Origin of the sequence: Paenibacillus sp. 2TAB26, assembly GCF_052115145.1 — a bacterium.
Lineage (GTDB): Bacteria > Bacillota > Bacilli > Paenibacillales > Paenibacillaceae > Pristimantibacillus.
Window position 1 is genome coordinate 72086 of sequence record NZ_JBFRGC010000010.1, and the last position, 12140, is coordinate 84225.

The 12140-nt window shown below is 42.4% G+C and carries 9 protein-coding genes; 1 reads left to right on the forward strand and 8 read right to left on the reverse strand.

Features of this window, described 5'->3' with window-relative positions:
- Positions 1–2 precede the first annotated feature (2 nt).
- Positions 3–413: a tautomerase family protein gene (locus AB4Z50_RS13480; protein ID WP_441879538.1), complete on the reverse strand. Its 411-nt coding sequence runs from the start codon at positions 411–413 to the stop codon at positions 3–5.
- A gap of 109 nt (positions 414–522) precedes the next feature.
- Here AB4Z50_RS13480 and AB4Z50_RS13485 point away from each other — a divergent pair, with 109 nt between their 5' ends.
- Positions 523–1401, forward strand: a complete 879-nt coding sequence (locus tag AB4Z50_RS13485; protein WP_441879540.1) for a LysR family transcriptional regulator — start codon at positions 523–525, stop codon at positions 1399–1401.
- 608 nt (positions 1402–2009) lie between these two features.
- Here AB4Z50_RS13485 and AB4Z50_RS13490 read toward each other — a convergent pair.
- From AB4Z50_RS13490 to AB4Z50_RS13520, 7 genes are all read right to left on the reverse strand, one after another.
- Positions 2010–3827, reverse strand: coding sequence for a glycoside hydrolase family 35 protein (locus AB4Z50_RS13490; protein WP_441879542.1), 1818 nt, complete (start codon positions 3825–3827; stop codon positions 2010–2012).
- A gap of 45 nt (positions 3828–3872) precedes the next feature.
- Complete coding sequence (locus AB4Z50_RS13495) at positions 3873–5114, reverse strand: alpha-L-fucosidase (RefSeq protein ID WP_441879544.1); 1242 nt, start codon at positions 5112–5114, stop codon at positions 3873–3875.
- 123 nt (positions 5115–5237) lie between these two features.
- A complete protein-coding gene (locus AB4Z50_RS13500; protein ID WP_441879546.1) occupies positions 5238–6623 on the reverse strand; it encodes an ABC transporter substrate-binding protein in 1386 nt (461 codons plus the stop codon).
- A gap of 123 nt (positions 6624–6746) precedes the next feature.
- Positions 6747–7535 (reverse strand): carbohydrate ABC transporter permease, encoded by a 789-nt coding sequence (locus AB4Z50_RS13505; RefSeq protein WP_076269617.1) that lies wholly within the window; start codon positions 7533–7535, stop codon positions 6747–6749.
- A gap of 63 nt (positions 7536–7598) precedes the next feature.
- Positions 7599–8537, reverse strand: coding sequence for a carbohydrate ABC transporter permease (locus tag AB4Z50_RS13510; protein WP_441879548.1), 939 nt, complete (start codon positions 8535–8537; stop codon positions 7599–7601).
- Positions 8538–8754: 217 nt separating this feature from the next.
- Entirely contained in the window at positions 8755–10350 is a 1596-nt protein-coding gene (locus AB4Z50_RS13515; protein ID WP_441879765.1) for a response regulator transcription factor, read from the reverse strand.
- 7 nt (positions 10351–10357) lie between these two features.
- Positions 10358–12073, reverse strand: a complete 1716-nt coding sequence (locus AB4Z50_RS13520) for a sensor histidine kinase (protein WP_441879550.1) — start codon at positions 12071–12073, stop codon at positions 10358–10360.
- Positions 12074–12140: the final 67 nt, after the last annotated feature.

Sequence of the window (12140 nt, forward strand, 5' to 3'; positions counted from 1 at the left end):
TCTTATGCCTCCCCCTTGTTGTCTGGACATTCGATCATTTGTGCAATGCCGTTACCGAATGACCAGTCCTCAAATTCCGTATCGACCAGTACGACGAAAACGTCTTCTTTCCTCATGTTAAGCGTATTTGATAATAGCTCGGCTAACTTTGCGTAAAAGCTTTTTTTCTGCTCGATGCTTCTTCCCGATTTGAGCGTAATTTGAATATAGAGCAGCCCGTCACTTCGCTCTATATTTAAGTAATTCCGGCTAAAATAAAACTCGCTTTCTTTGTGTGAATGGAAAACTTGAAAGCAATCATCTTCCGGTACGTTAAAATGCTGAATTAGTGCATTCATAATGGCCTGGCTTATGATGGGTATCTGCTCTTTCCCATATTGGTTTTCCATGTAACTTACTCTGATGAATGGCATGTTATATCACTCCTTCTATGGGATAACTTAATTTTACTCCCCRCTAATTTATTTGTATAATTGAATAAAATGATATTTTAATTCAATTATACCGATGGAGATATGTGCTATGGACTTAAAGGAACTAATTACGTTTCGAACGATTATTCAAGAAGGAAACTTCACTAAGGCGGCCGCTAAATTGAATTACGCGCAGTCTACGATTACGAATCAAGTCCAGCGGCTGGAGAAGGAAATGGGCATCCAGCTATTTAAACGGGGATGGGATGCAGAGTTAACAGCTTCTGGACAAATTTTTGCCGTGGAAATTGACAAGCTCATTCAACACTGGAACCATGTAACTGAGCAAGCGAAAGCTTTGCAAAGAGAGGAGATCGGCTCCCTGCGCGTCGGAGGGCTAGCATCGATATTCGAGCATGTGCTGCCAAGCTCTCTGCGACAATTCCAGGAACTTAAACCAAAAGTATCATGTCACTTTGTCAGTGGGAACACCGACTCCTTGTCACGAGCGGTACTCCAGAAACAACTGGACTTTGCCATATGCGGAGAGCCTACCGATTTTTCTTCATTTAGCTTTGAACCTCTATATAACGAGAATATTTCCTTCATTGTAGCGAACAACCATCCCTTGGCTGAAAGAAAGGGAATAGTACCCTTTGAAGAACTGCTTAACTATCAGATGATCGTTGGAGGAAATACCTGCTTGTATTATCTGCGGTTAGCTAAGCAATATTCCCATTACACCGAAACCCCTTTTCTATATACGGTGAGTCAAATCTCGGCAATTCCCGGATTCGTTCAGCGAATTCCTTCCGTTGGAGCCGTTCTAGATTCCACAGTGTTACCCACGAATGTCGTGAAAATACACGTCGAACTTAAGGATTCATCCATTCCGGTCGGTCTGCTGCAATTACGTAACACGGAGTATAATTCATCATCCAAAAATCTTTTCATGCAATATGTAAAAGAGGAACTGCGGCGAAAATGATTGTATCGATCATTCGTTTAGCACCAAAAATAAGGTCAAACAGAAGCTATGATGGCATCTTTCTCTTTTGGGTCTGTTGATGCTCACTTAAGCAAATGGCGGGCAAGTGAATTTTGACGTATAATCGAGGCGGGTTATGGAGCTAAACACACATAGGTTCTTACAGTGTGCGAAACTGCTAGGTTTGTGGTCTGTAAGCACATATATGCGCTTATTGAGTTGCTGAAGCATATGGTCATGGCGGGAAATGGAGCAATAAGCACACATAGGTTCTTACAATGTGCGAAACGGCTAGGTTTGTGGTCTGTAAGAACATATATGCGCTTACAGGGTTGCTGAGGCGTATGGTCAAGGCTGGAAATGGAGCAATAAGCACGCATAGGTTCTTACAGCTTGTGAAACGGCTAGGTTTGTGGTCTGTAAGAACATATATGCGCTTATAGAGTAGCTGAGGCGTATGGTCGAGGCGGGAAATGGAGCAATAAACACACATAGGTTCTTACAGTGTGCGAAACGGCTAGGTTTGTTGGAGGGTGCCCCTGAAGCTTATTGCTTTTGGAACACCCTCTGATTTACTTCATTGGCGAAGCCTAGGGAAAAAGCTCGATTTAGGTTGTTTGCTCATCTTGCACAAAATTCAACACCCGGTCATCCACCGCTGCGGATTCCCCTAAATCAGGCTGGTCGCTAAGCGTGATTACAGGCTCAGTCAAGAAGCCATGCAGCTCAAAAAGAACAATCTCGTTGCGTCCCTTCCGTAGCAAAGGCCCTGGGATATAAAGCGCACGCTGAGGCCCAATCTCCCAGTACCGTCCCAGATTAAAGCCATTAATCCATGCTACGCCTTTATTCCAACCATCAAATCTTAAAAAAGTGTCCCCGATCTCTTCTACCTCAAAGGAACCTTTGTAAAATGCCGGAGTTTCTACACGTAAATCATGTTCTTTCGTTGTCTCGTAGCGGACAGACGATAGAGAATCAGGACAAAGGGGAAGCGTCCGAATCGTCCAATTGTATAGAAATTGATTATCAAGGAGCACTCCTTCGGTAATCCCCTTCGGATCACGAAGTCGAGGACCGTAATTGATTCGCCCCATGTTCTCGACAAGGATATCGAGTCTTGCCCCATTTTCCGGAATGCTAATATCTAAGGGCTTAGGGTCCCAGCGCTCCATCACACCTAATAACTTGCCATCTAAAAATACTTGCGCTCGGTCACGAACCTCTTGAATATGCAGCTTCTGCCCAGATCGAGGTCCTTTTACCCATGTCGAATACAAAATAAAACCGTACGCCTGATCGAATTTCTCCATAGGCTGTATGAATGTCGATTTTACTGGCTCTGATACTTGGTCCAAATTATCAAGCAGTGTCGCGCTCTCTGACAGTGTCACTTTGCCGTATGAATATTTAGGAATCGGCTGCGGCATCTCACAACCTGGCTCGATGCCGTGCTTAGCAAACACGCTGCGAACCGCCTCATACTTGCTCGTCACATCCCCCCACTCACTCAGCGGTGCATCATAATCATAGCTAGTTACCGTAGGCTCATACGTTTTAATATGATTGGCGCCATTGTAAAATCCGAAATTCGTTCCGCCATGGAACATATAAAGATTAACCGATGAACCACTCTCCAATATTTTATCCAATTCGTCAGCCACTTCAGCTGCATCACGAACATGGTGAGGCTCCATCCAATGATCGAACCATCCATTCCAAAACTCCATAACCATAAGCGGTTCTGTTTCTCTATACTCCCGATACTTTCCGAACGATTCCGCAACTCGCGATCCAAAATTCACTGTTGCATGAACATCATCTATCGTGCCGCCGAGCAGCATCTCGTCAGTAGGTCCGTCAGAAGTGAAGAGCAGCACGTCTATCCCTCTTTGTACAAGCCCATCTCGAATATAGGTTAAATAGGAGGTATCATTGCCGTAGCTGCCATATTCATTTTCTACCTGCACCGCAAGAATCGGCCCACCCTGCGTAGAGAGCAGTGGAATAAGCTTAGGAATTAATACATCGTAATATCGATCTACCTTCGCCAAATAGGCACTATCCGAACAGCGAAGCTGCATATCGCTCTCTTTCAATAGCCATGCCGGCAATCCTCCAAATTCCCACTCCGCACAAATAAATGGGCTGGGACGAACAATCACGTGCAAGCCCAGTTGTCCCGCAAGCTCAATAAACTGGACGATGTCTGCCATTCCTTCAAATTGAAATTGACCTTCCTGCGGCTCATGCACATTCCAAGCAACGTAAGTTTCTACTGTATTAAATCCACATGCCTGCAATTTCTGCAAACGATCCATCCAATACTCTGGCACGACACGGAAATAGTGTACGGCACCCGACACGATACGGTAAGGCTCCCCATGCAAGTAATACTGCTCATCTCTAATCTCCAATTGACTCATGGTTTCCTCTCCCATCCTTTATAGTTTCCAATGCTAACATCGAATCTAATTGCTATTAAACACGGCAAAACGTTTTATTATTGGCCGCTCTACCGACTCAAGTACAGTTAAACGTATTCTGTCTGTGGAAATTGGTTGGAAGAAATCTATTTTTTTATGCCCAATTGCGCTCCCACGGATCATTTCTATCCATTCATTGCCAGCTTGAACCTCAATCTTATAGTCCCGTACCCGTTCTCCATAAGCGATATCTTCCATCGTGATGATATGGTCGATGACAAGTTTCCGAGGCAGCACAAGCTCGATAACCTCTCCCTCGCCAAACAGCTCGGCAAGTGGATGATCAAACCTGCGACGAACCTCGTTTCCAAACGAAATAACCCGGTTCACATCTGCCTCCGGCATAAGCCCCCGGTTATCTGGCGTTACATTCAAAAGCAGTGTTGCACCATGGCCAACCGACCGATAGTAGATGTCCATTAATTGCTCCAAGGAAAGCAGCAGATGCTCCTCCTCAGGATGCCAGAACCATCGGTCCTTTCGAATAGGGACATCGCATTCTGCCGGTACCCAGCGAGGTGTTTCAGGCAGCCATTTCAGATCTCCTTCACTAAACATGCTTACCCGAGCAGATTCAGCTGTATTCCAGCAAGGATAAGGGGCAAGACCATCCTCATTCCCTACCCATCGGATCGTCGGTGCTCCCATATTAAACACCATGGCATCGGGCTGATGCTGCTTAATTAAGCTCATGATTCGTTTCCAGTCATACTCTCTTCCTTCGGAGCCCGCTCCATCGAACCAGATCTCAACGAGTGGACCATAACCCATTAGCAATTCCTCCAGCTGACTAGCGTAGAAGAGATCATACGCTTCTGGATCGGAATAACATGGTTCATGTCTATCCCAAGGTGATAAATAAAGGCCAAAGCCAATTCCTTCTTCCCGGCAGGCATCTGCACAATCCCTTACGATATCGCCTTTGCCCTCTCTCCAAGGACTAGAGGCAACCGAATAATCAGTCGTAGCGGTCGGCCAAAGACAGAAGCCGTCATGATGTTTTGCCGTAAGGACGAAGTATCGGAAGCCTGCAGCCTTTGCCGTACGCACCCACTGGCGGGCATCAAGCTGGGCCGGATTAAATAAAGAAGGCGAGTCATTTCCATCGCCCCATTCCTGATCACAAAACGTATTCATTCCAAAGTGGCAAAACATTCCGAGTTCAAGATCCTGCCAACGACGCTGCTGCTCAGTTGGTACTGATAATGATGATGATAAGTTAGCCATGCTGCATCTCCCTTTCCTTGCACTCCTAAGTTGCCACTGATTCGACACAAGAAAAAGGAGCTTTGCAGCAGCCATGTCTAGACTGCTCAAAGCTCCTCAATTTCGGTTTCAATTCACTTAACTTTATTTTGTTTCTTTCTCATCAATGATTCTCGTCGCTTCTTTTACCATCCATGCTTGTACATCGTCAATGGAATCGTTGCTAAGCATGAACTTACTAAAGCCATCTCCGATAACTTTGGTCAAATCAGCAGTACTTGTCGTTACCACTTGTGAAGCATCCAAATATTTAATTTCAGGGCCAAACAATGTGTTTTTAAGCGATTCAACATCATATTTATCAGCGTTTGCACCAATCAAGCGATCAAGTACGACGTTTTGGTCTGATTTTTTCCAGCCAGAGAATTCGTTTCTTGATTCCGAATCAGTTGTTGTCATAAAGCGCATTAATTTGAACGAAGCTTCTTTATGCTTGGAAGTCGCACCCATTACTAGATGCCCTCCACCTACAAAGTACTTACCGCCTTCATAATCTTTTGGCTGCGCATTCGCAGGAGGAAGCGGAACTGGAGCAAATGCCGTTTTGAAATCATGCGGATATTGCTCCGTATTTCCTGGGTCAGGAATCATAAAGCTTCCGGAAAGAATCATCGCAGCACTTTCACTGAAAAATTCAGTACGATAGTTAAGCTTCGATGCAAGAACATCCGCATAAGGCTTAGCCGATTTATCTACCGTTTCCATGTCTTTGCGCAGCTGGAAGAAGTATTTATACGTTGGATCAGCCAAGATCGTCGTTCCATCATCATAACGGAAAGGATCTTTCATCACCGTTTGGGCTGGAGCATTCATATACAATTCCCATGTATGGAAGTACGAACCGTACTGTTTATCCACGCCTTCGCCTTTGGTCAGCTTCTTGGAGTAATCACGGAAGTCATCCCATGTCCAACCGTATGTCGGCACTGGCAAGCCTGCTGCATCCAGGGCATCCTTATTCAATAGAATGAACTGGTAACCTGTAGACATCTGCATGCCGTAAGTTTTGTCGCCCACTTTTGGATTAACAAAATATTCATCCGCAGCAACGAGATTATTGGCAGCATAATATTCATCCAGCGGAGCTAGCGCGCCTCTAGTTGCTCTTTCGATAACCGCTGACGCGCTCGGAACGTTTACGACGTCGACCGCTTCACCCGAAGAGATTAGAAAATCAAGCTTTTTCAACATTTCCAAGGAATTACCCGGAACAAGAATGACATGCTCAACTTTAATATCCGGATTTTCTTTCTCAAATTCTTGCAGCATAGCTTTTGTACCAACCTCTTGAGCTGCACTGTCAAAATTGTAATACTTAATGGTCACTTGCTTGTCCGCCGTACCCTCAGACCCGGCAGCGTTTGAGCTTTTAGGCGAATTAGAATTACCTCCACATGCGCTTAGCACTGCAAAAGCCGCTAACAAAAGACAGATCGAAACTAAAAACTTGCGTTTACCCTTATGATTCATTTTTTTGCCCCCCTATTTAATAGCTGACTCATCTTCTTTCATCATCAGTATAAAGATTGGACGATTCATAGAAGAGTATAATTTTGAGGTAAAATGATTACTTTTTTGACTTTTTTTCAAATATCACCCTTTGACTCCGCCAAGGGCAATTCCGTTAATTACTTGCTTCTGCAATATAATAAATATAATTAATAACGGGATAATAGCTGACAGCGCGGCCATCATCATAATGGCATCATTCGTTGTATAATCATCCCTGAACAGGCTCATACCAAGCGGGATCGTATACAAATCCTTTGATTGCAGGAAAATAAGCGGATTCTGATAATCATTCCATGACCATATGAACTTTATAATAGCGACGGTAGCAAGAACCGGTTGGCAAAGCGGAATAATAATCGAGCGGAAAATCCTTAAATGGCCAGCTCCATCAATTCTCGCAGCTTCCATATACTCATCGCTGATCCCCGCCATGAACTGACGAAGCAGGAATGTGAAATAAATAGAAAACATCCCCATAAAAATAAGCGCAAAGTGACTGTCGTAAATACCCAGCCAGCGAACCAGCATAAACCGTGGAATTAGAGTGGCCTGATCCGGTATAATCATGAACGAAATCAGGGCCATAAATACAAGACCTCTCCCTCTAAACCGGAGTTTGGTAAATGCAAAAGCTGCCATAGTGGAAAAGAGCAATGTGAGACATGTGACAATTAAAGCTATTTTAATAGAGTTGAAATAAATATGAAGAAAGTTTACATTTCCCATCCAAACTGCTTTAAAATTGTACAACACATTAATATTTTTAGGAATCCACTCAATGGGAAAACGCATAACATCCTTTTCAAATTTAAACGCTGATGAAATCATCCATATGAATGGAACTAAGAAGAAAATAGATATGGCACCCATGATAATGGTAACAATTATTTTTGATATATTTTTTTTTATGATAAGCAAGCTGACCCCTCCCCCTTATAATGATTCTTCATTTCTGAATTTCCAGGTAACCGCAGTAATGACAGCAATAATCGCAAATAGCAGCCATGAGATTGAAGCCGCGTACCCCATGTTATAATTCACGAATCCTTCTTCATAAATCCGGAATACGATGACTGTAGAAGAATTGTCTGGTCCCCCAGCTGTCAAATAAGAGATAATATCAAATACTTTAAAAGAACCAATCAACATCGTAATAAACAAGAAGAACGTTGTCGGACGAAGCAATGGAACCGTAATTTTGAGAAACTTGGTCATTGAAGCCGCACCGTCGATATCCGCCGCTTCATATAGTTCATTCGAAATACTTGTAAGACCGGCCAAATAAATAATAATCGTATAACCAAGTCCTGCCCAAGAAGTGATGATCGCAATGGCGATAAGTGAAGTTTTTGGGTCCACCAGCCACTTAGGCGGGTTGGAAATGCCTAGATCCATCAAAAACTGATTAATCGGTCCTAGTGAAGGATGGAACAATGCGCTCCACACTGCCGCAACAGCAATAATGGATGAAATATAGGGAATGAAAAACACAACCTTAAAATAATCTTTCCAAAACACCTTATTGTGAATGAGAACAGCGAGTACCAGCGATATAGCAATTGGAACCGGCACCGTCAGCACGGTATAAAGCAGATTGTTTTTCAACGCTTTAATGATGGTTGGATCATGAAACATTTTAATATAATTGTCGATACCGTTAAACTTAATGCCCCCTAGACCTGATAACAAGTCCCACGAAGTAAAGCTCAAATAAAGAGAAAACCCAAGTGCAAATACATTCAGCAATAACATACCTATGATTTCTGGGGCAAGAAACAGCCAGCCGATTAATGCTTCTTTCCGCCTCGGAGTCCAAAATTTTCTTGGCTTCTGTAGAATTTCAGGGTTTGTGATTGGTTTAGCAGCTTCCATTTCGTATCACCTCAACATTTATTAAGTTGATACTAATGATAATAGAAATCCGCAGGACAAAAACGATGGATTATGACTTCGTAGGAGCAATATTTTGACTTTCCAAATGGGTTACATTCGGCGAAAACACCATAAAAGTTATGAACAATGGGAACGACAAAAAAACCTGTACCCCGGCACTATCGGAGGACAGGTTATTATTGTAGCTGTAGTCTATTCATCTCACATAAGTGTTAATTGTATAATTTGCTTTATATTCACTTGGAGTCATGCCTATATACTTCTTGAACACTTTTGAAAAATAAGTTCTATCCGAATATCCAAGTCCCATAGCTAAAGATTCGATGCTTTGGTTGGACGTTTTCAGCATTTTAGCAGCAATTTTCATTTTATACTGGTGAACAAAATCCGTGAAATTAACTCCCGTCAGTCGTTTGAAATAGCGGGAAAAGTAGCTTGAATTCAAATACAAATGACGCGCCATGTCAATTGAGGTAATGTTTTCGGATAAATTTTTATCTAAATATTGTTGAATCACCTGCAGCTTCGGCTCCTGGATCACGGGTTCTAATCCCTTCTGCCGGTTTTTTGCAATGTGAATAAGCTTTCTCTCAATCAGTCCTGTTACATCGAGCAAAGTCCTTGCAGAAGACAGGTATATATAAATCCCCTCATCCGACTTCCATCTTGAGAACATTATATCAATGCTGCGAATGAGTGTTGATAGATCTTGAACCAGCTCACTTGGCTCGACTCTATTCTCTTCTGCATTTTTTCCAATATTTGCGACGATATTATGGATACTGTCAAAGTCGCCTTTCATAATCGCACGCTCAATATCTGATTTATAACAATCTAGAAAACCTAGCGGATAGGATAAAAACATGCTCTGTAAGAAGACATTCATATTCGTAACCGTAAACTCACTGCTTTTGTAAAACTCATTTTTATATTGAATCACCTGCTGATAGACGGCTCCAATGGATTGCAGCTCCATCTTATCTGTCACGGTGACTATATTAAGCTGTAATTTCAGAAACTGTAGACAAAGAGCCTGCAGCTCCTGCATATATTTTTGAAAATAAGGATACGCATTGTTCGCCAAGTTATTTCGGTAATTATACAAAATAACTAAATTGTCTTTTTCCAAAAATGGCGTTATTCCATCATACGAACCAGACAGCTCCACCGCGATATTGTGGATCGCATAAAAAATTAACGAAATATTGTTCTGAACGTAAAGCGATTCGTAAGTTGAGAAATTGATATGGACTACGCCCATCATAAAGAAGGGGTATCCCCATGAGATGCCTAACTGAGCTGCATACCCCACAGTTGATGCGGGGTTAACACCATCAATAACTCTTTGGAACAAGCCCTGCTTGAACAGCTCGCTGTTATAGTTCGATACTTCATTGTCGATCTTTGGGACTTTCATTTTGAGCAATTGTATGGATTTTCCTAAGCTTTGCTCAAGCTGCTCCGCCGTTAATTGATCTTTAAGAAGATAATCATCCGCATTCAGCTTTACTGCCTGCTGGGCGTAATGAAAATCCTCGTGGCAAGTCAAAAATATGACTCTAATATCCGGTTTCATCCGGCGGAAAATAGCTGCTAGCTCGATACCGCTTTTTTGCGGCAGTCCAATGTCAGTGATGACGATATCAGGCGACGTTTCTTCAAACATATGCAATGCCTTTGCACTTGAATAGGTAGCCCCCACTACGTGCAGCTGGAGTGACTCCCAATCGATCATTTGCTGCAAAACCCGAATCATAGGGACATCATCATCAATTAACATTACTTTATACATCACCGTTTCACCCCTCCGAAGAATAAACATGCCGTTCAATAACAGGAAGATGAAGGAAGGCTGTTACCCCGCCCTGTACATTTTCATATAGAGCTAACGCCGCCGTTGGACCAAATGTTAATCTTGACCTTTGAATCACATTAATCAAGCCGACCCTTTGATAAGAAGAGGACTGCTCTGAGCCGACGGAATGCAGATGATGGTTCAGTGCAGCTAAATGTTCTTCCTCTATTCCACTTCCGTTATCCTCTATTTCAATGATTATTCCGTTCTCTACTCTTCTTGCTTGGATCGAAATTTTGGCAGCAGGATTGTCTACCAAACCATGTACAATCGCATTTTCAATTAAAGGCTGCAGCATCAGCTTCGGAATTAATAATTGTTCCAGCCCTGGTTCAAGCTCAACCGTAAGCTCAAGAACCATTTCATTTCTGATCTTCATAATATCGATGTAATGCCCGAGCAGCACGCACTCATCCTTCAATGAGGTCGGTTCATTTACCTTCAGATAGGCTCTGAGCAAGCTCATTAATGAATCGATGCTTTTGCTATGCAGAAGATCCTTGTGCAGGATGAGACTGCATTTGATTGAGTTCAATGTATTAATTAGAAAATGCGGCCGAATTTGCATGAACAAAGCCTCGAGCTCCATGACTCTCTTCAGCTCCTGTTCATGCTCAATATCATGGATAAGCCCCTTGAGCTGCTCCATCATCGTGTTCAACGAATGACCAAGCTCAGCGATATCGTCTTTGCCTTTCACTTCAAGCTTTACATCAAGGTTTCCCATTCCAAATTGCCTGACCGCACGCTGCAATTTTTGAATTGGCCTGTGCAATCTCCTTGCAATAAACATAGAAGATATGGAAAAAATAATAAAGAGGAAAATAACGCCTCCAATACCCAAATAGAAGGTTCTTGAAATTTCCCCCGTAAAGGTTTCCTTATTCGCTTCATAAACAAGCGTCCAGTCCGTTTTGTCTAACGTAACTTCAGAACGGAGAATATCTCTGCTTGCTGCTGCATCGTGCGACAGAAGCTCCGTGCTTCCAGCAATAAGCGTTCCCTCTGCATCAAAAAGCGCTACTTTACCAAACTCAATGGGCTTTAGCACTTTCTCAAAGTATGACTCTGAAATACCAATAATCAGAACCGATAGATAGCGTTTGTCATCATTATCATGAATCACTCTTGCCATATAATAGGTCCCTTCCTTATCGGACTCTTCTTTTACCATACCGAGCCGTTGCAGGGTTTCCGGCCTTTTGAGATCAATTTTTTCATATAAATCGTCTAGGTTTCTATTAACTAAATTCAAATCATCCTCATTCGAAGAAATAATAAAGCCTTTTCTATTGACCAAATACATTCGAATGTTATTATTTAAGGGTTTCGATGTAATGAGAGAAAATACTCCCCTTATGTTCGTAAAATTTGTGTAATCCGCATACGTATTCAACCGTTCTGTATCCGCGAATTTTTTCAAATCTGACCGGACATTCGTATCATTAACTATGAAATGCGATGCGAATATAACATCATCAATCGTTGTTCCAATCTCTTCGATCATGACATTCAAGAAGTTGTCATTGCTCAGTTGAAGCTTCTCAACCATCGTCTCTTTAATAAGCACAAATGAGATAACAGATACAGTAATGATAGGAACAATAATAAATAGGAGAAATGACAGCTGAATTTTTTGATAATAGCTTAACCTAGACATATTTACCGCGCCTCTTTCAAGTTGCTTTCATGACTATTGCAGCAGGGTAGCTTATCGCCTTTTTTCG

Coding starts and splice junctions, on each gene's coding strand:
- AB4Z50_RS13520 (WP_441879550.1), bottom strand. CDS start 12,073: ATGTCTAGGTTAAGCTATTATCAAAAAATTCAGCTGTCATTTCTCCTA.
- AB4Z50_RS13500 (WP_441879546.1), bottom strand. CDS start 6,623: ATGAATCATAAGGGTAAACGCAAGTTTTTAGTTTCGATCTGTCTTTTG.
- AB4Z50_RS13505 (WP_076269617.1), bottom strand. CDS start 7,535: ATGGGTGCCATATCTATTTTCTTCTTAGTTCCATTCATATGGATGATT.
- AB4Z50_RS13490 (WP_441879542.1), bottom strand. CDS start 3,827: ATGAGTCAATTGGAGATTAGAGATGAGCAGTATTACTTGCATGGGGAG.
- AB4Z50_RS13515 (WP_441879765.1), bottom strand. CDS start 10,350: ATGTATAAAGTAATGTTAATTGATGATGATGTCCCTATGATTCGGGTT.
- AB4Z50_RS13485 (WP_441879540.1), top strand. CDS start 523: ATGGACTTAAAGGAACTAATTACGTTTCGAACGATTATTCAAGAAGGA.
- AB4Z50_RS13480 (WP_441879538.1), bottom strand. CDS start 413: ATGCCATTCATCAGAGTAAGTTACATGGAAAACCAATATGGGAAAGAG.
- AB4Z50_RS13510 (WP_441879548.1), bottom strand. CDS start 8,537: ATGGAAGCTGCTAAACCAATCACAAACCCTGAAATTCTACAGAAGCCA.
- AB4Z50_RS13495 (WP_441879544.1), bottom strand. CDS start 5,114: ATGGCTAACTTATCATCATCATTATCAGTACCAACTGAGCAGCAGCGT.